Origin of the sequence: Methylobacterium sp. NMS14P, from assembly GCF_028583545.1 — a bacterium.
Taxonomy (GTDB): Bacteria; Pseudomonadota; Alphaproteobacteria; order Rhizobiales; family Beijerinckiaceae; genus Methylobacterium.
The window spans coordinates 927,415-947,509 of sequence record NZ_CP087106.1; the positions used below are offsets into that span (position 1 = coordinate 927,415).

22 protein-coding genes are annotated in these 20,095 nt (G+C 72.9%); 10 read left to right on the forward strand and 12 right to left on the reverse strand.

The features are described from left to right. Positions 1-8: 8 nt before the first annotated feature. Genes flgG through flgH form a run of 3 tightly spaced genes read left to right on the forward strand, consistent with a single transcriptional unit; the run spans position 9 to position 2,761 of the window. Positions 9-800, forward strand: coding sequence for a flagellar basal-body rod protein FlgG (flgG, locus tag LOK46_RS04380; RefSeq protein ID WP_012317826.1), 792 nt, complete (start codon positions 9-11; stop codon positions 798-800). Between the two features lie 35 nt (positions 801-835). Next, positions 836-1,975 (forward strand): flagellar basal body P-ring formation chaperone FlgA, encoded by a 1,140-nt coding sequence (flgA, locus tag LOK46_RS04385; RefSeq protein WP_273562658.1) that lies wholly within the window; start codon positions 836-838, stop codon positions 1,973-1,975. Positions 1,976-2,011: 36 nt separating this feature from the next. Continuing rightward, positions 2,012-2,761, forward strand: coding sequence for a flagellar basal body L-ring protein FlgH (gene flgH / locus LOK46_RS04390; RefSeq protein ID WP_273562659.1), 750 nt, complete (start codon positions 2,012-2,014; stop codon positions 2,759-2,761). A 25-nt stretch (positions 2,762-2,786) separates the two neighbouring features. Here flgH and LOK46_RS04395 read toward each other — a convergent pair whose 3' ends face one another. From LOK46_RS04395 to LOK46_RS04415, 5 genes are all read right to left on the reverse strand, one after another. Next, complete coding sequence (locus LOK46_RS04395) at positions 2,787-4,085, reverse strand: Gfo/Idh/MocA family protein (RefSeq protein ID WP_273562660.1); 1,299 nt, start codon at positions 4,083-4,085, stop codon at positions 2,787-2,789. Positions 4,086-4,170: 85 nt separating this feature from the next. Then, positions 4,171-4,539: a PilZ domain-containing protein gene (locus tag LOK46_RS04400; RefSeq protein ID WP_273562661.1), complete on the reverse strand. Its 369-nt coding sequence runs from the start codon at positions 4,537-4,539 to the stop codon at positions 4,171-4,173. Between the two features lie 102 nt (positions 4,540-4,641). Then, positions 4,642-5,400, reverse strand: a complete 759-nt coding sequence (locus LOK46_RS04405; RefSeq protein WP_273562662.1) for a phosphatase PAP2 family protein — start codon at positions 5,398-5,400, stop codon at positions 4,642-4,644. Positions 5,401-5,431: 31 nt separating this feature from the next. Next, on the reverse strand, positions 5,432-5,950 hold the full coding sequence (locus LOK46_RS04410; protein WP_273562663.1) for a 2'-5' RNA ligase family protein: 519 nt from the start codon (positions 5,948-5,950) through the stop codon (positions 5,432-5,434). Between the two features lie 26 nt (positions 5,951-5,976). After that, positions 5,977-7,110, reverse strand: coding sequence for a radical SAM protein (locus tag LOK46_RS04415; protein ID WP_443192862.1), 1,134 nt, complete (start codon positions 7,108-7,110; stop codon positions 5,977-5,979). Positions 7,111-7,182: 72 nt separating this feature from the next. Between LOK46_RS04415 and LOK46_RS04420 the strand changes: the two genes are divergently transcribed. After that, positions 7,183-8,151 carry an alginate O-acetyltransferase AlgX-related protein gene (locus LOK46_RS04420; RefSeq protein WP_273562664.1) on the forward strand — a complete coding sequence of 323 codons (969 nt, stop codon included), beginning with the start codon at positions 7,183-7,185 and terminating at the stop codon, positions 8,149-8,151. Here the strand turns inward: LOK46_RS04420 and LOK46_RS04425 are convergent. Beyond that, positions 8,145-8,369, reverse strand: a complete 225-nt coding sequence (locus tag LOK46_RS04425; protein ID WP_273562665.1) for a hypothetical protein — start codon at positions 8,367-8,369, stop codon at positions 8,145-8,147. The genes LOK46_RS04420 and LOK46_RS04425 overlap by 7 nt on opposite strands. Before the next feature lie 276 nt (positions 8,370-8,645). Between LOK46_RS04425 and LOK46_RS04430 the strand changes: the two genes are divergently transcribed. The 6 genes from LOK46_RS04430 (at position 8,646) to LOK46_RS04455 (ending at position 13,127) form a co-directional block, all read left to right on the forward strand. Beyond that, positions 8,646-9,623, forward strand: coding sequence for a glutathione S-transferase family protein (locus LOK46_RS04430; RefSeq protein ID WP_273562666.1), 978 nt, complete (start codon positions 8,646-8,648; stop codon positions 9,621-9,623). 221 nt (positions 9,624-9,844) lie between these two features. Continuing rightward, positions 9,845-10,312 (forward strand): hypothetical protein, encoded by a 468-nt coding sequence (locus LOK46_RS04435; protein ID WP_273562667.1) that lies wholly within the window; start codon positions 9,845-9,847, stop codon positions 10,310-10,312. 82 nt (positions 10,313-10,394) lie between these two features. Further along, positions 10,395-11,309: a thioredoxin gene (gene trxA / locus LOK46_RS04440; protein WP_273562668.1), complete on the forward strand. Its 915-nt coding sequence runs from the start codon at positions 10,395-10,397 to the stop codon at positions 11,307-11,309. Between the two features lie 49 nt (positions 11,310-11,358). After that, on the forward strand, positions 11,359-12,024 hold the full coding sequence (locus tag LOK46_RS04445; protein WP_273562669.1) for an LON peptidase substrate-binding domain-containing protein: 666 nt from the start codon (positions 11,359-11,361) through the stop codon (positions 12,022-12,024). Positions 12,025-12,036: 12 nt separating this feature from the next. Next, positions 12,037-12,243: a Trm112 family protein gene (locus LOK46_RS04450; RefSeq protein ID WP_020093643.1), complete on the forward strand. Its 207-nt coding sequence runs from the start codon at positions 12,037-12,039 to the stop codon at positions 12,241-12,243. A gap of 494 nt (positions 12,244-12,737) precedes the next feature. Beyond that, positions 12,738-13,127 (forward strand): hypothetical protein, encoded by a 390-nt coding sequence (locus tag LOK46_RS04455; protein ID WP_273562670.1) that lies wholly within the window; start codon positions 12,738-12,740, stop codon positions 13,125-13,127. A gap of 6 nt (positions 13,128-13,133) precedes the next feature. Here LOK46_RS04455 and LOK46_RS04460 read toward each other — a convergent pair whose 3' ends face one another. The 6 genes from LOK46_RS04460 to LOK46_RS04485 form a co-directional block, all read right to left on the reverse strand. Next, positions 13,134-13,496 (reverse strand): STAS/SEC14 domain-containing protein, encoded by a 363-nt coding sequence (locus LOK46_RS04460; protein ID WP_273562671.1) that lies wholly within the window; start codon positions 13,494-13,496, stop codon positions 13,134-13,136. Between the two features lie 177 nt (positions 13,497-13,673). After that, on the reverse strand, positions 13,674-15,863 hold the full coding sequence (locus tag LOK46_RS04465; RefSeq protein ID WP_273562672.1) for a primosomal protein N': 2,190 nt from the start codon (positions 15,861-15,863) through the stop codon (positions 13,674-13,676). A gap of 65 nt (positions 15,864-15,928) precedes the next feature. Beyond that, positions 15,929-17,095, reverse strand: coding sequence for an MFS transporter (locus tag LOK46_RS04470; protein WP_273562673.1), 1,167 nt, complete (start codon positions 17,093-17,095; stop codon positions 15,929-15,931). Between the two features lie 55 nt (positions 17,096-17,150). After that, positions 17,151-17,408: a hypothetical protein gene (locus LOK46_RS04475; protein ID WP_020093648.1), complete on the reverse strand. Its 258-nt coding sequence runs from the start codon at positions 17,406-17,408 to the stop codon at positions 17,151-17,153. A 149-nt stretch (positions 17,409-17,557) separates the two neighbouring features. Further along, positions 17,558-18,670 (reverse strand): alpha/beta hydrolase, encoded by a 1,113-nt coding sequence (locus tag LOK46_RS04480; protein WP_273562674.1) that lies wholly within the window; start codon positions 18,668-18,670, stop codon positions 17,558-17,560. A 126-nt stretch (positions 18,671-18,796) separates the two neighbouring features. Next, complete coding sequence (locus LOK46_RS04485; RefSeq protein ID WP_273562675.1) at positions 18,797-20,086, reverse strand: App1 family protein; 1,290 nt, start codon at positions 20,084-20,086, stop codon at positions 18,797-18,799. Positions 20,087-20,095: the final 9 nt, after the last annotated feature.

A 20,095-nucleotide genomic window follows, 5' to 3' on the forward strand; every position in this document is an offset into this window, starting at 1 on the left:
CCTGACCGATGCGCGCCCTCTACTCCGCCGCCACCGGCATGGCGGCCCAGGAACTCAACGTCCAGGTCATCTCCAACAACATCGCGAACCTGCGCACCACCGGCTACAAGCGCCAGCAGGTGCACTTCCAGGACCTGCTCTACCAGAACATGCGCCGGGCCGGCGCCTCGACCTCGCAGCAGAACACCCAGCTCCCGGCGGGCCTCAGCCTCGGCTCGGGCGTGAAGACCACCTCGACGGCCCGCGTGATGTCGCAGGGGACGCTCTCCTCGACCGAGAAGGATTACGACGTCGCGATCCGCGGCGACGGGTTCTTCCGGGTGACGCTGCCGGACGGCCGGACCGCCTATTCCCGCGACGGCTCCTTCGACCTCTCGGCCCAGGGCCAGCTCGTCACCCGCGACGGCTACCTGCTCGATCCGGCGATCACCGTGCCGCAGAACGCGACGTCCGTGACGATCAGCGCCACGGGCGCCGTGCAGGCGAACATCCCGGGCCAGACGGCGCCGCAGGCGCTGGGCCAGTTCCAGCTGTCGCGCTTCGTCAACAAGGTCGGCCTCGAGTCAATCGGCGACAACCTGTTCGTCGAGACCGCGGCCTCCGGACAGGCGATCAGCGGCCTGCCGGGGGCCGACGGCTTCGGCAACCTCCAGCAGAGCTACCTGGAAGAGGCGAACGTGAACGCCGTCACGGAGATCTCGTCGCTGATCGCCGCGCAGCGCGCCTACGAGATGAACTCGAAGGTCGTCACCGCCGCCGACCAGATGCTCTCCACCACCACGCAGATGTTCCGCAGCTAACCGCGCGACCCGCACCCCGCTTCAGGTCCCTGAACATGTATGCCGGCATGCATCCCGACCCGCTCGATCCCGACTTCGAGACCCTCGACCTGCCCCGCATCGCCGCGGGCGACGGGGGCGACATCAGCCCGATCGTGCGGCGCGTCCCGCCGCGGGTGATGCCCCTCGGCGCCGCCGTCATCCTGCGCGCGGTGCTGGCCTTCCTGACCTTCGCGGTCCTCGGCGCCCTGGCGATCCCCGCCATGGCCCGGGCGGAGGGCCTGCGGCTGCGCGGCGACGTCACCGCCCGCGGCGACGTCCTGACGCTGGCCGATCTCGTCGAGGGCGCGCCCGAGCGCCTGGGCACGCGCCCGCTGTTCCGCGCGCCCGCCCTCGGCGCGACCGGGACGATCCAGACCCGCCGCATCCTCGACGCGGCGTCCGCCCTGGGCCTCAGCGGCCTGGAGACCGGCGGACGGCTGCAGATCGCCGTGCAGCGCGCCGCCCGCCGCCTCGGGCCGCCGGAGATCGAGGCGGCGCTCAAGCGCAGCCTCGAGGCCGCCTACGGGCTCAACGTCCGCACCATCGCGGTCCGCTTCGACGGGGACGGCCCGACCCTGCTGGCGCCGGTGGACCTCGAGGGGCAGGTCGCGGCCCTGGACCTGACCTACGACCCGCGGACGCGCCGCGTCGCGGGCCTCGTCAGCCTCGGCGAGCGGCAGGCGTCGCTGCGCGTCTCCGGCGTGGTCGTGGAGCTGCGCGAGGTCGCGGTGCTCACCCGGAACCTCAACCGCGGCGAGCCTCTGAAGGAGGGCGACGTCGCCCTGGAGCAGCGCCCGCGCGACTCCGTCGCCCCCGACGCGCAGGGGAGCGCCACGACCATCCTCGGCGAGGTCGCCCAGAACACGCTGGCGGCCGGCACCGTGCTGCGGGTCACCGACACGGCCCCGCCCGAGCTGGTCGCCCGCGGCGAGAACGTGACCATCGTGTACGAGACGCCGAGCATCAGCCTGTCGATGCGCGGCCTGTCGAACGATTCCGGCCGGATGGGCGCCGTCGTCAACGTCGTCAACGTCGCCTCCAAGAAGATCCTGCAGGCCACCGTGATCGGCCCCGGCCGCGTCTCGGTGAGCCCCAGCCCCGCGGCTCAGCAGGCCGCCGCCGCCCCCGTCCAGGCGACCGCCTCCCTGCGCTGACCGCCCGCCCTGCACGCGTCCAAGAGTGATTGCCCGATGGCCCGTCGCACCGTCCTGAACCCGCTCGCCGCAGCCCTGATCGCCGGCGCGCTCGGGGCCTGCAACACCGCCGACCGCCTCTCGCAGGTCGGCGCGACCCCGGCACTGTCGGCGATCGAGGATCCGACCAGCCAGCCGGGCTACAAGCCGGTGCGGATGCCGATGCCGGACGTGCAGCCGGTCTCGTACGCCCCGAACTCGCTGTGGCGCACGGGCTCCCGCGCCTTCTTCAAGGACCAGCGCGCCGCCAAGCTCGGCGACATCCTGACCGTGAAGGTCAAGGTCACCGACCAGGCGAACATCAGCAACGAGACCAAGCGCTCCCGGGCCAACACCGAGAGCTTCGGCCTGCCCAACGCCCTGGGCCTGGAGAACAACGCGGTCGGCAAGTCCTTCGGCGTCGGCAGCACCGCGCTGCTCTCCGCCACCTCGGCCACCGCCAATGACGGGGCCGGGTCGGTCCAGCGCACCGAATCCGTCACCACGAACGTCGCCGCGGTGGTGACCCAGGTCCTGCCCAACGGCAACCTCGTGGTCGAGGGCAAGCAGGAGATCCGGGTCAATTTCGAGGTGCGCGAGATGATCGTCGCCGGCGTGGTGCGGCCGGAGGACATCGAGTCCGACAACACGATCGACTCGGCCAAGATCGCACAGGCCCGCATCGCCTACGGCGGCCGGGGCCAGATCACCGACGTGCAGCAGCCGCGCTACGGCCAGCAGATCGTCGACATCCTGCTGCCGTTCTGAGGCACCTCAGCTCGTCTGAGGCACCTCAGCCCGGCTCCTCCGGCTCCGGCCCGCGCGTGACGTCGAGACCGGAGCCGGCGCCGGCGGGCGGCCCGACCTTGACCGGCGCTCCGGTCCGGGCGGCCTCGTAGATCGCCTCCATCAGGACCTGGTCCTGCAGCCCCTCCTCGCCGGGCGTGCGGGGCCGCAGGTTCTCCTGGATGCACCGCGCGAAATGGTCCAGCTCCAGGGCGAACTGGTTCTTCGGGCTCAGGACCTTCTCGTCCCGGGCGGCGTTCTTGCCGTCGCGGTGGCCGATATAGAGGCGCTGGCCCTGGTAGGCGAAGGCGTTCTGGAGATCGACGGAGGCGGTGCCGGTGTGCAGGGTCAGGCTCCGCGCCTCGTAGACCCCGTAGCTCGACAGGCACTGGGCGATCACGCCGGACGGGAAGTGGAGGGTGAAGCTCGCCGTCTCCTCGACCTCGCGGTACTTGGGATCGTCCGGCGGCGAGTGGGTCTGGGCCTGGATCAGGTTCGGCTCCTCGCCGAGAACCGCGCGGGCGGTGTTCAGGCAGTAGAGCCCGATATCCGGCAGCGAGCCGCCGCCCGCCAGCGCCTTCCGCAGGCGCCACTGCTCCGGCAGTCCCGTGGTCTGGCCGTTGAAGGCCTGGATCAGCCGGGGCCGGCCGAACTCGCCCGAGCGGGCGAGCTTGATCACGGCCCGGTTGTGGGGCTCGTACTGGCACCGGTAGGCGATCATCAGCTTGACGCCGGCTTTCGCGCAGGCCGCGATCATCTCCCGGCACTCGTCCGAGGTCACCGCCATCGGCTTCTCGCAGAGCACCTGCTTGCCGGCCGCGGCGGCCGCCACGACGTTGTCCCGGTGCACGCCGTTCGGCGTGACGATGTAGACAGCCTGGACGTCGGGGTTGGCCTTCAGCCGATCCCACGCGTCGTAGCCGTAGACGGCGTCGTCCGGCAGCCCGTACTGCCGCGCCACGAGCTTCGCCTTGTCGGGCGAGCCCGACATCACGGCCGCGAGGCGGGCGCGCTTGCTCTCGCCGAAGGCCGGCAGGATCTCGTCGAGGCTCAGGCGCCCGAGACCCACGACGCAGTAGCCGACGCGCTGGCCCGGCGGCTGCGGCGCCGGGCTCGAGGCGGGCGGCCTGTCGCCGGTCCCGCGCCAGTTCGGGAACATCACCCGTCCGCCCTGCACGGCGCCGGTATCGGCCGGGACCGCGGGCGCCGGCGGGGCGGCCTGCGCGCCGCCGCCCACCGCGGCGCCGGCCAGGGCGCCCCCGGCCGCGAGGAGATTGCGTCGTGAGAGCCGGGTGTCGTCCGCCATGTGCCTCGCCGTGTCGCCGGATCGGGAGGGCGGCGCTCCGGGGCGCCGCCTGCGCCGGAAACCGCCGGGTGGCGGAACCGCGCCCTCAGTGAACGCGACCCGGCTCCGGGCTGTTTCCGTCGAGGAGCGCGGCGCGCAGACGCGCCACCTCCGCCTCGCTGGCGGCGAGCCGGCGCGCGACCGCCTCGGGCTCCGTCGCCGCGCGGGTCTCGGCGAAGCCGAGGCCGACCGACTCGCCCGCGCGCCAGGCCACGAAGGCGCGCCGGGCCTCGCCGCGACAGGGAATGAACAGCTCGACGCAATCGGGGAGCACGGCCCCCGCCGGCAGCCGGATGCGCGCCCCGTCGAGGGACACGTCGCGGACCGTGCAGTCGATCTCCGGCAGGAAGGCCGCGACGCGCAGCTGCCCGCCCAGGCAGACGCGGCGTCGGGCAGTGCGGCGGCGCTCGATCACGATCGCTTGACCCTGATGGTTTCGGTTGCGGGGACAACAGCCATCCAGCCCGGACGGGCACCGCCCGTCCACCTTAACCGTCCGTTTACCTTAACGCCGGGCTCAGGCGGGCGGCGGCGGGTCGGGCGCCTCGACCTCGCCGTGGCGCTGCAGCTGCAGGGCGACGAACCAGCACAGGGAGGCCCAGGCCGCGCCGATGCACCAGCCGGCCAGGACGTCGCTCGGCCAGTGCACGCCGAGATAGATGCGGCTGATGCCGACCAGCAGCGTCACGCTCACCCCGAGCGCCAGGACGAGCGCCTTGGCGCGGCGGTTGCGCTCGACCCGGGCGATCAGGGTCGCCAGGGTCAGGTAGGCGATCGCCGACATGGTGGCGTGGCCGCTCGGGAAGCTCGCCGTGAACACCTCCATGCCGTGGGGCACGAGGTCCGGCCGCGGCCGGTGGTAGAAGATCTTCAGCACCGTCGAGACCAGCTCGCCGCTGCCCACCGCGGCGAGGACGTAGAGGCCGATGCGCCGGCGCCCGGACACGCCGAGATAGGCCGCCACCGCGCAGGTCAGGAACAGCACTGTGAAGACGCTGCCGAGCCCGGTGATGTCGCGCATCGACTCCTCGAGCCAGGGCGGCCCGATCGGGTCGGCGAGATCGGCGGGGTTGCGCAGGGCGAGCAGGATCCGCCGGTCGAGGGCCGCGGTGGAGCCCTCGCCGACCTCGTGGGCGAGGTAGAAGAACCCGTAGCCGAGGATGCTCAGGCAGAGCAGGGCGACGAGGGGTCCGACCTCGTTCAGGCGCAGCCGCAGCCACACCGCCAGGGCGGGCTCGATCAGCCGGTTCTGCCGCAGGTTGCCCGGCGCCCTCATGCCGCGGTCCCCCGGCGCGCGTCGAAATCCATCAGGCGTTCTCTCCGAAAGGCAGGCGGGCGACGGCGTCCCAGGGGCCGCCGCGGTAGCGCCAGAGCAGGGTGCCGGGCGCGGTGAAGCGGAACGGCGCGAACCCCGCCGACAGGTCGGCGTGCAGCGCCCGGGCCCGGTCCGGCAACACCTTGTTCTGCACCGTGACGTGCGGGCGCCAGCCCTGCCGGTCCTGGGCAGTGAGGTGGGCGGCGAATTCCTGCGCGAGACGGGCCCGGAACCGCGCCAGCGCGTCGGAGTCGAGCGCGTAGGCGACGCCGCGGCCGGTGAAGCGCAGGCCGGTCACGGCGACCTCCGGCGGCGGCACCGTGCGGGCGAGCGCGGTGATCGCCTCGATCACGCCCCGCTCGCGGTCGCCCGGCAGGTGGTGGAACAGCGTCGCGTGCGCCGGGATGCGGTTCAGGGCTTCCGGGAAGTGGCGGCGCCGCTCGCCGTCGAACCGCGCGAAGGTCGGTTCGTCGAAGGCGAGCGTCAGGATCAGGGGGGCCGCGTCGGTCATCGGGGCCAGATGGCGCCCGCGGGGGCTCAGGTCCAGTACAGGATCCGCGCCGTCGGCAGGTCGCGGGCGAGGCACGCGGTGAGGTGGGCGCGCATCGCCTGCATCAGGGGCTTGGGGAAGACGTGCTTCACCGAGCCGAATTTGGTGCGCTTCTCGACGCGCTCCGCCTCGTCGAGGGGAAGGTCCGAGCCAGGATACCAGCCGCGCAGCACCGCCTTCGAGCCCGGCGTGAACCGGTGGGTGATGAGTTCGGCGGTGAGGTCGAGATCGGGGACGCCGGCCAGCGCGTCTGCGGCGGCGCGGATCAGGCCGGCGTAGGCGTCCTCCCAGCCCGGGACCGGCAGGATCGGCGCGACGGTCAGGCCGACCGGGTAGCCGGCCCGCGCCGCCGCCGCCATGGCGGCGAGACGCGCGTCGAGGGGATCGGTGCCGCCCTCGTAATGCGCGGCCGCCCGCGGATTGACCGAGAAGCGGATGCGCGTGCGCCGGTTGTGCGGCAGGTCGAGGAGCGGTTCGACCGCGGCGAACTTGGTGGTGAAGCGCAGCTGCACCGGCGCGTCCCAGGCGCCGAAATGCCGGATCGCCGCCGACAGCGAGCCGGTGAGGTGCTCGATGCCGAGGGGATCGGTGTAGCAGGACGCCTCGAAGGTGGTCCCCTCCTGCGCCCGCTCGGCGGAGGCCGACGTCACCGCGCCGCGCCCCGCGTAGTCCGCGAGGTTGCCGAGGATCGCCGCCAGATTGGCGTAGGCGCGGGTCACCGGCGGCCCGGACAGCGAGCCCGCGAGGTAGCAGTACTGGCAATGGGCCGGGCAGCCCTCAGCGAGGTCGAAGCGCCAGTCGGCCGAGGGCGGGATCGGCTGCAGCCGCAACTTGGTCGGCGGCGCGACCGTGAGCGCGAGGGTCGCCTTGGCGGCCGCGTAGGCCCGGCGGGGATCCGGCTCGCGCGGGCTCGGCAGGCGGTTGGACGGCAGCCGCTCTATCGGCAGGCCCAGCGCCTCGGCGCGGGCCAACATGGCCCGCCCGTGGACATGCTCCAGGGCGGCGGGCATCACCAGCACCCGGCGCGGGCGCCACAGGCGCGCCGCGCGGGCGGGCGCCGCACCGCCGGGCTGCTCCGGGCGATCGCGGGTCTGGACGGCCGGGGCAGGCGAGGGCGGCATGCCTGACGAACGCGCGGTACCGGCGCCGGGTCCGGCCTAGTCGCCCGGTCGCGGTGAGGCTAAAGCACCGTCATGGCTGCAGGCAGGGAGAGCGTACATGTCGGCCGCGACGGCTGGTTATTCCTCACCGGGGGGACCAACCGGGTCATGGACCGGTATCGCGGCGGCCTGCGGCACTGGCTGCTGCTGCGCGGCTGGACGCGGCTGATCAGGGCCCGCGCGCGGCGGGCCGAGGGCCTCGGCATCCGCTGCCTCCACGTGATCGTGCCGGAGAAGCTGTCGGTCTACGACGACAAGACCGACGGCCTGCGCTACGCCCCGGGCAAGGCCTCGACCCGGCGGCTGGCCCGGAGCCTCGCCCGGGACCCGGCCTATCTCGATCTCCTCGCCCCGCTCCGCGCGGCCCGGAACGGGCCGGTGCCGCTGTACCTGCGCACCGACACCCACTGGACCGCGCAGGGCTGCCTGCTGGCCTACCGCGCGATCATGCGGGCGCTCGGGGCGATCCCGCCGGCCGATATCGGCGCGCGTCCGGGCATCGTCTCGGACCAGCTCATGGATCTCGGCGAGAAGCTGCCCGAGCGGCCGCGCGAGCGCCTGGAGCGGTTCATGCTGCAGCGCGACGCGACGCGGGTGGAGACCGGGCCGCTTCTCGCCGCCTACGAGGCGGAGGGGCGCGACCGGGAGGTGCATGTCGGCGCGCATGTCGTCTACCGGAACGCGTCACCGGCGGCCGATCCCCGCCGGCTCGTCCTGTTCGGCGATTCGTGCGCCCATTTCGACCCGTTCCTGCTGACCGGGCTGCTCGCCGAGAGCTTCAGCGAGGTGCACTTCGTCTGGTCGTCGAGCCTCGACTGGGCCTATATCGAGCGCGTCCGCGCCGACATCCTGCTGTTCGAGCTGGCCGAGCGCTTCCTCGCCAAGCTCCCGAAGGACGATTTCGACGTGGCCGTCGCCGGCCAGCGCGGGACCGGCGGCCGCCTCGCGAAGCTCCGGACCGGCGGCCTCGACGCCGTCGGCCGCGGGGCGACGCCTCAGTAGATGGCCGCGTCCAGGCGGGCGAAGTCTGCGACGCTGGCCGCCTGGTACTTCGCGAAGGATTCCGGCGCGCAGGCGATGCCGATCATCAGGACGAGGAGCGTCGCGAGGCACGCGAGCGTCGCGGTGACCACGTCGGCGTGGCGCCGCAGGGCGTGGATCACCAGGCACCCGAACGTGAACAGGGCCGCCTCGGCGACGGGCACCAGCGCGAACGACATCACATCACCTCCATCGATCTCCCACCGGGTCGGGCAGCTGCGGCACGCGCACGGCGACGGGTGGGTGACGCGAGACATGGCCGAGTTTGCTGCACCGCAACAGACGGGCGGGCGCAAGCCTGCCTTGCGTGACGTTCGCGGGCGAACCGGAACCTGACCGGGGGCCGCGCGACCCCGGGTCGGCGGGGCGCAACCCGCGCGCGTCTCCGCACGCGTCTTCACAGCGGCGGCGCGAGGCCCATCTCGGTGGGATCGCTCAGGCAAGCGGAGACGACGATGGGCCTCCTCGTGGACGGCATCTGGCGCGACCAGTGGTACGACACCGCCGCGACGGGCGGCCGCTTCGAGCGCAAGGCCTCAGTCTTCCGCAACTGGGTCACCGCCGACGGGTCGCCCGGCCCCTCCGGCGCGGGCGGCTTCCGCGGCGAGCCGGGGCGCTACCATCTCTACGTGTCCCTGGCCTGCCCCTGGGCGCATCGCACGCTGATCGGCCGCGCCCTGAAGGGGCTGGAGGACGCGATCTCCGTCTCGGTGGTCGACCCGCACATGGGCGCGGAGGGCTGGGTCTTCGGCGACGCGCCGGGCGCGACGCCGGACCCGATCCACGGCGCCCGGCGCCTCTACGAGGTCTACCTGGCCGCCGACCCGTCCTACAGCGGCCGCGTCACCGTCCCGACCCTCTGGGACCGGGAGCGCGCCACCATCGTGTCGAACGAATCCGCCGAGATCCTGCGGATGCTGAACGACGGCTTCGGGGGCACCGGCCCCGACCTGTACCCGCCGGACCTGCGCGCCGAGATCGACGCCGTGAACGCCCGCGTCTACGACCGCGTGAACAACGGCGTCTACAAGGCGGGCTTCGCGACGAAGCAGGAGGCCTACGCCCAGGCCTTCGAGGCCCTGTTCGCGGAACTCGAGGCGCTGGAGGCGCGCCTCGACCGGAGTCGCTACCTCTGCGGGCAGCGGCTGACCGAGGCCGACATCCGGCTGTTCACCACCCTGGTGCGGTTCGACGCGGTCTATGTCGGGCACTTCAAGTGCAACAAGCGCCGGATCGCCGACTATCCGAACCTGTCGAACTACCTGCGCGACCTCTACGCGCTGCCCGGCGTCGCGCCGACCGTGAACCTCACCCACATCAAGCGGCACTATTACGAGAGCCACCCGACCATCAATCCGACGGGGATCGTGCCCCTCGGCCCGGAGCTGGACTTCGCCCTACCGAACGATCGGGCCCTGCGGTTCGCGGGCTAGGGTCGGCCCGGATCGCGTTGCGACGGGCTGCGAGACTGGCCTCTCCGGTCCGGGCGGCCGCGACATGCCTCCTCTCCCGTGAGGGCGAGGGGGCCCGCGCGTCGTTCCGTCCGGCGCTTCCCCGACTCACCGGCCGTCGAGCCGGTTCTCGAGGTGTGAACCCTCGACGGCGTTCGCGGCGCGCCTAGTTCGGCTCTCAACCGGAGGATGCCCGACACGCCATGACCAACAGCCTGCGCCTCGCGCTGCTCTGCGCCCTCGTCAGCCTGCCCTCCGCGGCCCGCGCCCAGGCGGCGCTGCGGCTGGAAGGGACCTGCGAGAAGCTCGTCGTCGGCACGCAGGACCTGAGCAAGGCCTGCAGCAATGTCCTGACCAACGCGGTGAGCCGCAACCGCACGAGCTTCGACTTCACCACCGCCGATGGTCAGACCCTCAGCTTCAGCGGCAACGGCGCCCAGCAGGAAGCCACCGAGGAGACCGATCCGCTCCAGCCGATCAACGTCGTCACCACGGGCAAGGACGGTGCCCCGATCCTCGCGATCGGCGCCTGCCGCTTCTCGACGCCGGAACCCGGGCGCACCGCGATCACCTGCGAGGCCAGCACCGCCGACGGGCGCCCGTTCGCCGGCACGTTCGTGACCGCCGCCAAGGCGGCGGCGGGAGCGCCGGCCGCCGCGCCGCCGCGCTGAGGAGCCCGGTCCATGGGCTGGTCAGACCGGGGCGGAAGCCCCATTTAAGGGGCTCCACGAAAAAGGTTCCGAAGCCAGACCAATGCTCAACGACACCCTCGCCGCGGGCGGTGCCCCGGCCGGCGACACCGGCTCCCTCATCAAGGACACGACGACAGCGACCTTCCGTCAGGATGTCATCGCCGAGTCGATGCACCGGCCGGTCCTGGTCGACTTCTGGGCGCCCTGGTGCGGGCCGTGCAAGCAGCTCACGCCGGTTCTGGAGAAGGTGGTCCGGGAGGCCGCGGGCGCGGTCGTCCTGGCGAAGATGAACATCGACGAGCATCCCTCGATCGCCGGTCAGCTCGGCATCCAGTCGATCCCGGCGGTCATCGTCTTCCAGAAGGGCCAGCCGGTCGACGGCTTCATGGGCGCGGTCCCGGAGAGCCAGATCAAGGAGCTGATCGGACGCGTGGCCGGCCCGCAGCAGGACCCGCTGGAGGCGGCCCTCGCCGACGCGGCCGCCCTGATCCAGGAAGGCGACCTCGCCGGCGCCGCCGAGATCTACGCGGCCGTGCTGGAGCAGCAGCCCGACAACGTCACGGCGCTGGCCGGCCTCGCCAAGATGCAGCTCGACGCGGGCGAGATCGAGAACGCCAAGCGCGTGCTGGCGATGGTTCCGGAGGCGAAGGCCAGCGACCCAGCGCTCGTCGGCATCCGCGCCGCGCTGGAACTCGCCGAGCAGGCGGCGTCTCTGGGCGATCTCGCGGGCCTCCAGCGGGAGGTCGAGGCGAATTCCGACGCCCATCAGGCGCGGTTCGACCTCGCGCTCGGACTCGCCGCCCGGGGTGAGCGCGGCCAGGCCGTCGATCACCTGATCGAGCTGCGCAAGCGCGACAGGGACTGGAACGAGGACGGGGCGCGCAAGCAGCTGCTGCAGTTCTTCGAGGCCTGGGGTGTGATGGACCCGGACACGATCCGCGGCCGGCGCAAGCTCTCGGCGCTTCTGTTCTCGTGAGGCACCGGCTCGCGCTCCCGCCCTCCAATCGGCCCCTCTGGGAGGCGCCATGAGCACCCACGCGAGCTACAAGGGCCCCGCCGACTGCCCTGCCGTGATCCCGGTCTTCCCGCTGTCCGGGGCGCTGCTGCTGCCGCGGGGACAGATGCCGCTGAACATCTTCGAGCCGCGCTACCTCGCGATGGTCGACGATGCCATGCGCACCGACCGGATCATCGGCATGATCCAGCCCGACCCCGAAGGATCGAGCGGGGCGAATCCGAAGCTCTACCGCGTCGGCTGCGCGGGCCGCGTGACCCAGTACGCCGAAACCGGCGACGGCCGGTACCTGATCTCGCTCACCGGCGTCACCCGGTTCCGGGTCGAGAGCGAGCTGGCCTCGATCGGCCCCTATCGCCGCTGCCACGTCTCCTACGACGAGTTCGCGGTGGACTTCGAGCCGCGGGCGGGCGAGGAGCAGGTCGACCGTGACGGCGTCCTCAAGGCGCTGCGCGATTTCGTGGAGTCGAACGACCTCAAGGTGGACTGGGCCGGGATCGACGAGGCGCCCGACGAGGCGCTGGTCAACGCCCTGTGCATGATGAGCCCGTTCGGCGTGCGCGAGAAGCAGGCGATGCTGGAGGCTCCCGACCTGAAGACCCGGGCCGAGATCCTGATCGCGGTCACGCAGATGGAACTGGTTCGCGGCTCGGGTCCCGAGTCGCCGATGCAATAGGTTGCTTCACCGATGTCCAACGATCTCACCGCCCCCGTCGAGGCGACCCGTGTCGACCCGAAGCTCCTGGAGATCCTGGTCTGCCCGCTGACCAAGGGCACCCTGGAATACGACTCGGCCCGGCAGGAGCTGATCAGCCGCTCGGCGAAGCTCGCCTACCCGATCCGCGACGGGATCCCGATCATGCTGCCCGAGGAAGCCCGGCCGCTGACCGACTGAGCGCCGCCGACCGCTCCGGCCGTCCCGCGCGGCGGGGCGGCCTGACACGACGCTGGAGACGGGCGGGGGACTGGATCGCTGCCCGCGCCCGCCGACGGATCCGATCACGGTCCTACCGATGCCGCACCACTGAGAGGCTGCCGGCTTCCGGCGCTTGGGGCACTCCCGCGAAGCCGGGGTCAGGAACAGTTCCGCGGTCGCTCTCCCGCGGGCTCGGCAATCCTCGGTGTCCCCGTGGAAGTCGTGGATCACCTCCGCCTCCGACGCGATGAGCGGAGACCTTGACGCCCCGATCGGCAGATCAGGCGACAGCATCGACCAGGTCGAGCTTGACTATTCGCCGCGAGACTCTCGACCGTGATCTATCTTGAGCAGGCGGCAGGCGGCCATACTCTTGCCGCTTCCATCGTTCAGCATCGAGTCATCCTCGATCGACGATTCTGACCGTGCACGCCGCCTCGGGCGGTGTCCGCTCCGCTGAAAGATTGCAACGCATGACCAAGCTGACCGCGGTCGCGGCCCTCGCCGCCGGCCTAACCCTCCCGACGTGCCTGCCCGCCAGCGCCGGGCCGAGCACGCATAACGGACGGTGGTCGGTGGAGCTGGTGACGGAGAGCGGCCTGTGCAGCGCCCGTTACACCTACGCGCTCGCCATCCGCGAGGGGCAGGTGCAGCTCATTTCCGGAACCGACGGAGCGCAGGTCAACGGCCATGTCCGGCCGGACGGCAGCGTCGGCATCACCGTCAGCAACGGGACGGCGAGCGGCACCGGCACCGGGCGGCTCCAGGCCGGCAGCGGCGCCGGCACCTGGAAGGTCTCGTCCCTGTGCTCGGGCCACTGGACCGCGCGGCGCAGCGACACCCGCACCGCGCAGGCCGATTGAGGTCGCTCAGGCCGCCGCGGCGAGCCAGGTCCGCGCCTCGTCGATGCGGGCGCGCTCGAACACCTTGATCTGGGTCGGCGACACGAAGTTGAAGGTCTCGGCCAGCGCCTTCAACCAGGGCGCGTCCGTCACCAGAGCGACGTGGCTGATGCTCTTCATCATCGAGATGCCGAAGCGCGGGTCCTTGAAGAAGGCCGCCGGCTCCATGCCTTCGAAGGCGCGGATGTCCTCGAGCAGCTTGATCTTGCCGCCCTTGTCGAGGTCGGCCTTCATCGCGGTCATCGCCGCGTTCATCTCCTCGTCGGTGATCTTCCCGTCGACCACGATCTCGGCGACATTCGAATCCGGCGTCTTGGTGTAGGTCAGCACTGATCGCTCCTCCGGGAACCGCATGCGTCCCGTAGCCGGTCTCCGACCAGGGTCCGCCGCCCGTGACCTGAGCCATACCCGATCGCGGGACGAACCGGTATGGCTCCGGACCCTCGCTCTGACGTGCCTCCCGACAGCGAACCGGCGCTCACGAGGCCGGGAGACCCGCGAAGTCTCCTACAAAAAGCTCTGCGGGTCGACATCGATGGCGACCCGGACGTTGCCCCGCACCTTCGGGCCCCGGGCGATCCAGGCGCGCAGGTAGGCCTGGAGATCGACGTTGCGCTCGGTCTTCACGAGCAGCCGGAAGCGGTAGCGGCCGCGCACCAGGGCGAGCGGCGCCTCGGCGGGCCCGAGGACCATCACGCCCTCCGGCGGCTCCGCCGCGCGGGCGAGCGCCTGCCCGTGCGCCTCCGCGACCTCGCGCTCGCTCGCCGAGACGATCAGGGCCGCGAGCCGCCCGAACGGCGGCAGGCCCGCCGCCTCGCGGGCCTGGATCTCCTCCGCGTAGAAGCGCTCGGCATCGCCCGACAGCAGGGCCGCGATCACCGGGTGGTCCGGCTGATAGGTCTGGACGAGGGCGCGCCCGGGCTTCTCGCCGCGTCCGGCGCGGCCGGTAACCTGCTGGAGCAACTGGAAGGTGCGCTCCGCCGCCCGCGGGTCGCCCGAGGTCAGGCCGATATCGGCGTCGAGGACGCCGACCAGGGTCAGGAAGGGGAAGTTGTGGCCCTTGGCCACGAGCTGCGTGCCGATCACGACGTCGCACTCGCCGGCCGCGACCGCCTCGAGTTCCTGCCGCAGACGCTCCGCGCCGCCGGGGAAGTCGCTCGACAGGACGACGATCCGCCGGTCCGGGAACATCTCGGCGGCCTCCTCGGCGATCCGCTCGACCCCGGGCCCGCAGGCGGTGAGATTGTCGAAGGTCCCGCACTCGGTGCAGGCCTCCGGCCGGCGCTCGGCGTAGCCGCACTGGTGGCAGACCAGCGCGCGGCGGAACCGGTGCTCCACGAGCCAGGTCGAGCAGTTCTTGCACTGGTAGCGGTGGCCGCAGGCCCGGCAGAGAGTCAGCGGCGCGTAGCCCCGGCGGTTGAGGAACAGCAGCGTCTGCTCGCCGCGCTCCAGGGTGCTCTTCACGGCGTTGACCAGCGGCGGGCTGAGGAAGCGGCCGCGCTCGGGCTGGTCGAGGCGCATGTCGATCGCGGCGATGTCGGGCAGGCGCCGGCCGCCGAAGCGCTCGGGGAGCAGGACATGGCGGTAGCGCCCCCGCGCGGCGTTGACACGGGTCTCGATGGCGGGCGTCGCCGAGGTCAGGACGACCGGGCAGCCCTCGAGCCGTCCGCGCACCACCGCCATGTCGCGGGCGTGGTAATGGACGCCGTCCTCCTGCTTGTAGGCGGTCTCGTGCTCCTCATCGACCACGATCAGGCCGAGCCGCGCGAAGGGCAGGAACAGGGCCGAGCGCGCGCCGACCACCACGAGCGCCTCGCCCTCGGCCACGGCGGCGCGCAGGCGCTCGCGCCGCTTGCCGCCGATCCCGGAATGCCACGCGGCCGGACGGACCCCGAACCGCGCGGCGAACCGGTCGAGGAACTGCGCCGTCAGGGCGATCTCCGGCATCAGGATCAGCGCTTGGCGCCCGGCGCGGACGCAGGCCGCCACCGCCTCGAAATAGACCTCGGTCTTGCCCGAGCCGGTGACGCCCTCCAGCAGGACCGGGCGGAGATCGTCGGATTCCTGCGGCTGCGGCCGGTCCCACGGGAAGGGCGCGACGAGGGCCGCCACCGCCGCGGCCTGGGCGGGCGAGAGCGGCGCCCGCGGGAAGTCCGGATCGGGCCGCGGCGCGACCGGCTCGGGCTCGACCGCCACGGTCTCGAGGACGCCGTCGTCGATCAGCCCGTCGACCACCGAGAGCGAGACGCCGGCCTCCTTGGCGAGCGCGCTCTTGCCGCGCAGGGCGCCGTCGGCCGCCGCGGCGAGCACCTTGGCGCGGGCCGGGGTCGGCCGGGACGGGGGCTTGTCGGTGAGGCGCACGGCGACGCGGGCGGTCTCGCCGGCCGCCGCCTCGTCGGGCAGCCGCAGCACCATGGCGAGCGCCGAGCCCTTCGGCGCCAGCGTGTAGCGGGCGATCCAGTCGACGAGGCTGCGCAGCGGCTCCGACAGGGGCAGGTAGGGCAGGCGGCCGGTCACCGGCCTCAGGTTCGAGCCGCCGGCCGTCTCGGTCACGCCCCAGACCACCCCGACGATCTCGCGCGGGCCGAGGGGCACCTGGACCACGTCGCCCGCGGCGAGGTCGAGCCCGGCCGGCGCCACGTAGCTGTAGGGCGTGTCGAGGGCGAGCGGGATCAGGATCTCGGCGACGGCGGGCATGCGGGGCTTTTCGGGCGGGTCCGTTCCGGGTCCGTACCATAGGCGCGGGAAAAGAACCCGCCGCTTCAGCGATCCCGCAGCGCCGGCACGAGCGGCAGGGCCGCGAGGCTCAGCGCCGCCATGGCCCAGAAGGCGGGAGCGCCGAGCGCCCCGTAGAGCGCCCCGGAGGCCAGGGTCGCGGCGACCCCCGACAGGCCGAGGCCCAGCGTCCCGTAGAGCGCCAGCGCGGTCGTCCGGAGATCGGCCGGCGTCGACGCCTCGATGAGCCCCAGGCAGGCGAGGTGCAGGAGGGCGAAGCTCAGCCCGTGCAGGGACTCGGCGGCGGCGAGCCAGGGAAGCGCGGTCGTGGATGCCAGCACCGCCCAGCGCAGTGCCCCCGCGCAGGCTGCCAACGCGACGCCGGTCGCGGGACCGATCCGCGCCAGCAGGGGCGGCCCGACCAGCAGGAAGACCAGGACCTCGGCCGCCACCGAGACCGACCAGAGCAGGCCGGCGGTGGCTGCCGCGATCCCGGCGGACCGCCACAGGATCATGGCGAAGCCGTCGTGCATCGCGTGCGCGCCGATCACAAGGGCGGCGACCAGCACCGTGCGGCGGAAGCGCGGCAGCGCGACCAGGGCGGCGAAGCCGTGCCACGGCGCCCCGGCCTTGGCCGCGCCGCCCGGACCGGCGGGCAGCGCCAGGGCGGCCGCGCCGGCGGCCAGGAACAGGCCGCCGCTCGCCACCAGAGCGGCGGCGAGGCCGTAGAGGCCGATCAGCCAGCCGGCCGCGGCGGTGCCGACGATGAACGCGGCCGAGCCCGCGCCCCGGATCCAGCCGTACTGGAACGCCGCACCGCCGCGCGCGGCGGCCAGGGCCAGCGCGTCGGCGAGGGGCGCCGGGGCCGCGGTGCCCGCCGCGTAGAGGAGCGCCGGCCCGATCAGCTGCGCCAGCCCGGCGCCCGGCAGGTGCGCCAGGGCGCTGAGCCCGGCCAGCGCGAGACTCGCCGCCAGGACGGAGCGGCCGGCCCGGTGGCGGTCGGCGAAGGCGCCGGCCAGGGGTCCGATCCCGAGGCGCAGCGCGCCCGCGGCGGCGAGCAGGAGGCCGATCTCGCCGGGCGTCAGGCCGCGCGCGGCCAGGAAGCCCGGAAGGACCGGCGACAGGACGCCGTAGGCGCCGTAGAGCGCCGCGTACAGGACGAGGAATCGGGCGAGCCCGCCGCGCCGTCCCACCCCTGTCGCCTGGCGCTCCATCGGCGGAGCGTAGCACCGGCGGGCGTCCCGGTGTCAGGTCCGCGCTGGGCTCTCGTCAGCAGGGTCGGCGGACGGCGTAGCGGTAGCGCCGCCCCTGCGCGTCGAGCAGCTCGCTGTCCGGCCCTTCCTGCCACACGACCTCGTCCTCGGGACGGGCCGCGTCGGTCAGGGTCGCCCCGCGGACGATGTCGAGGCTGAGGCCGAACCCGTAATTGGTCGCGGTCGCGTCGGTGATCGCGGCCGAGATGTCGGCCTCGTCGGGCAGGCAGGCGAACAGGACGCCGTCGGCGATGGCGAGGGTGTAGGTTTGCACGGATGGCCTCCAGGAGGCTCGAGGAGCGTGGACCGGCTGCGAGGGGCCGAACCTAGGCATCGCGGCCCGGATGTGAACCCTCTCCACTGAGATGCTGCATTGCACCATTTCGTGAGCACGAGCTCCGCGCGAGCCCGCGCCGCCGCGCCTCAGCGACCCAGATGATCGTCGAAGAAGTGCGCCATCTCTCCGAAGACCTCCCTGGTCTCGGGCGAGTCCGGCGTGAACAGGTACTGGGCGTGCGACATGCCCTCAAACACCTGCAGCGACGCCTCGATCCCGGCGGCGCGCAGCTTCCGGTGGGTGCGCACCGTGTTCGACAGGAACAGGTCGCGGGTGCCGGTGACCAGGATCGCGGGCGGCAGGCCGGCGAAGTCGCCGTAGATCGGCGAGAGCTGCGGGTCCTTCAGGTCGCGGCCGGCGGCGTAGAGCTTCGCGGCCGGCGTCAGGTAGCCGGAGTAGCTGACGAGGACGTTGTCGAGCCACTCGTTGGTCCGGTAGCTGTCGCCGGTCTCGGTCATGTCCGACCAGGGCGTCCCGAGGCCGATCGCCGCGGGCAGCGCCAGCCCCTCGGCCTTGGCGCGGAGCATCAGGGCCAGCGTCATGCCGCCGCCCGTGGAGGTGCCGAACACCGCCATGTTCTGCGGCTTCTGCATGGACAGCATGGCCCGCCACACGGCGGTCGCGTCGTCCATGGCGGCCGGGTAGGGCGCATCCGGCGGCATGCGGTAATCCACCGAGATGACCTTGTAGCCGCCGAGGCCGGCCATCAGGATCGCCTCCAGCGTTCCGGATTCGCCGGGGTTGTAGACGTAGCCGCCCCCGTGGATGTGCAGGAGCAGGCGGTCGCGGTTCGCCGCGGGGATCTGCCGGGGCTGGATCACGAAGGCCTTCACGCCGCCGATCACCGCGGCCTCGCTGGTGACGCCGAGCTTCTCGCGCAGGGCCGGGAGGGTGGCGGCTCCGGCGGCGGCGAGCTTGTCGACCAGCGCCTTCCAGGCCGCGGCGTCCGGTGGGTTCGCGTTCCAGGCCGGCACGCGGTAGGGCGCCGCCACAGCGGTGCGGAATTGCGGGCTCGTCGTGTCGGGGACCGGCACGACCTTGGCCGGCACGGTCCGAGGCCCTGGGACGGCGTTGGCCGTTCCCATCTCGGCTTCCAGCTGCGCGAAGCGCGGGACGGCCCGGTCCGCCGGCGCGGCCTGCCCGAAGGCGGCCTGGGTGCCGCAGGCGATCATCAGCAGCGCGGACAGGCTCGGGCGCATCTCGGTTCCTCTTGCCGCAGCCCGTCATGCGCGCCCCGTCTCGGCGGGTGCCGGCTGCACTCGTGCGAAACCTATCGGACCGGGCCGACCGCGACAGCGGCCCGGGTTACGATCGCGGCCGCGCGTTCACGCGCCGAGCCTCGGGAGTGCGGCCGGCGTCTCCGGCTCGACCACCAGGGTTGCCGGCACGGCGCCGTCGCCCGCGAGCGCCTCGGCGATCGCCTCCGGCCCGATCGGGTCCTCCGCCGCGTCGGCGACGGTCGACGGCTCCGGCGTGATGCGGGCCGTCTCCCGACGCGGCCCGGTCTCGGCCGCCGCCGCGTGCTCGTCGGCGACGCCGGCCACCGCCCCGGGCGCGATCAGCCCGATGGCGGCCGCGTGCTCGGCCATGGCGACGCTGTCGGCGGCGAGCACGAGGCTCGACCCGGCCCGGGCGACGGCGCCGGCGAGCCGGACGATCTCCTCGACCCGCGCGGAGTCGCGGGACACGTTGCGGATGTAGACCGCCAGCACCCGCCCGGGATTCTCCTCGACGATCTGCGCGTAGACCTCCGGGTCGTGCTGACCGCTGTCGCCGATCAGCACGAAGGGCAGGTCGCCGTAGAGGGCGAGCATGTGCCGGATCAGCGCCTGCTTGTGGTCGGTGGCCCGGCGCGGCAGCGGGTGGGTCCAGGACAGGCCCCATTCCCGCAGGAACAGCACCGGGCCCGCCGGGATGCCGTGCCGCTGGAAGAACTCCGACAGCATCTCGTAGAGGCCCCACGGCGCCCGGGAGACGTAGAGCATCGGGTTGCCCTCGCCGCCGCCGGCGCCCGCGTGAAGGGCGCGGTACAGGGCGGTGACGCCCGGGAAGGCGACCCGGCTCTCGGCATCCTCCACGAAGAGGCGCCAGAGCATCTTCAGCTTGTTGGCGACGCCGGTGCGCATGACCGTGTCGTCGATGTCGCTGACCACGACGCAGCGGCAGCGATCGGGCGGGATGAACACCGCGCCCTCGGCGGGGATCGGCGGATCGGCATCGAGCAGGAGATCGACCGCGTGCCAGTCGCCCGTCTCGGCCGGGGGCGTGCGCGGGTGCAGGTGCACGCGGAAATACCCGTCCCGGTCGGTCTCGACCCGCACCGTATCGTCGCCGAACCGGGCCGTGACGCCCGCGCCGGCGATCGTCCGCCGGGCGATGCGGCGGCGCAGGTCGCGCCACTGCGCCCGCAGGGATTCGGGATCCTCGCCGGGTATCCCCGGCGACTGCCGGAAGACGCGGCCGATCAGGAACACCTCGTCCCGTGACCCGTAGCCGCGGTAGGGCTCGACCACGAGCCCGCCGCGGCCCTTGCCGCCATATCCCTGCGCGCGGCGGACCGGCCGGGTGAGAACCCGCAGCGCCTTGGTGGCGCCCCTGCGCGCGCGCGAGGCCATCGTGACCGG